The 639-nt window shown below is 64.2% G+C and carries 1 pseudogene; it reads right to left on the bottom strand.

What is annotated here, in order from left to right:
* Positions 1–554 (bottom strand): annotated as a pseudogene (locus HUK84_RS21810) (winged helix-turn-helix domain-containing protein); the annotation flags it as partial.
* Between the last annotated feature and the right edge of the window lie 85 nt (positions 555–639).

Genomic DNA, 639 nt, shown 5'->3' with positions numbered 1-639 from the left:
GATCTCGATCGGCTTGCCCTTAGGCAGATGGCCGATATGGGCGTTCAGGATGCGGGGGAAGTTTTTTTAAACGCCTCCATGACGCCAGCGTCCTGACCCGGATGGCGTGGCCGGGCGCTGACATGGGAAAAACCAAGCCGTTTCAGCAGAGTGGACACGTGCCGCTCGTGGTAGACGACGCCGAAGCGCTCCTCGATCACGCGTTGCAGATCGACCCGGCGCCAGCGCACCACGCCATCGCGCTGCCGATCCGGGCCCGCCTCGACCAGGGCCTTCAATTCGGCCTGCTGTGCCCCGTTCAATCGGCAGGCTGGCCCCGCGTGCTGATGATCGCGCAGGCCATCGGGTCCTTCGGCATTGAAGCGATGAACCCAGTCTCGCAATGTCTGGCGATCCATGCCGCCTACGCGGGCCGCATCCGTCCGGCTGGACCCGTCACGGATCGCCGCCAGGGCCAGAAGCCGGCGCGCAGCGTTCGCCTGCTGGCTGCGCGCCGCAAGTCGCCTCAGATCAGAGGCCGAATAGTCATCTCGTAGCTTTACCGCCGCCGTCATCAGCCAGATCCTCCCGCATCAAGAGAATCAGAGCCGGCGCCGTTCGTCACTTCACACACGAGTCAGTGGCTACGTCCTTTGGTAT

Origin of the sequence: Nguyenibacter vanlangensis (assembly GCF_013376155.1) — a bacterium.
In the GTDB taxonomy this organism is placed as follows: Bacteria; Pseudomonadota; Alphaproteobacteria; order Acetobacterales; family Acetobacteraceae; genus Gluconacetobacter; species Gluconacetobacter vanlangensis.
The sequence above is the reverse complement of the archived record's forward strand: the minus strand, read 5'-3'. Positions and strand labels throughout refer to the sequence as shown.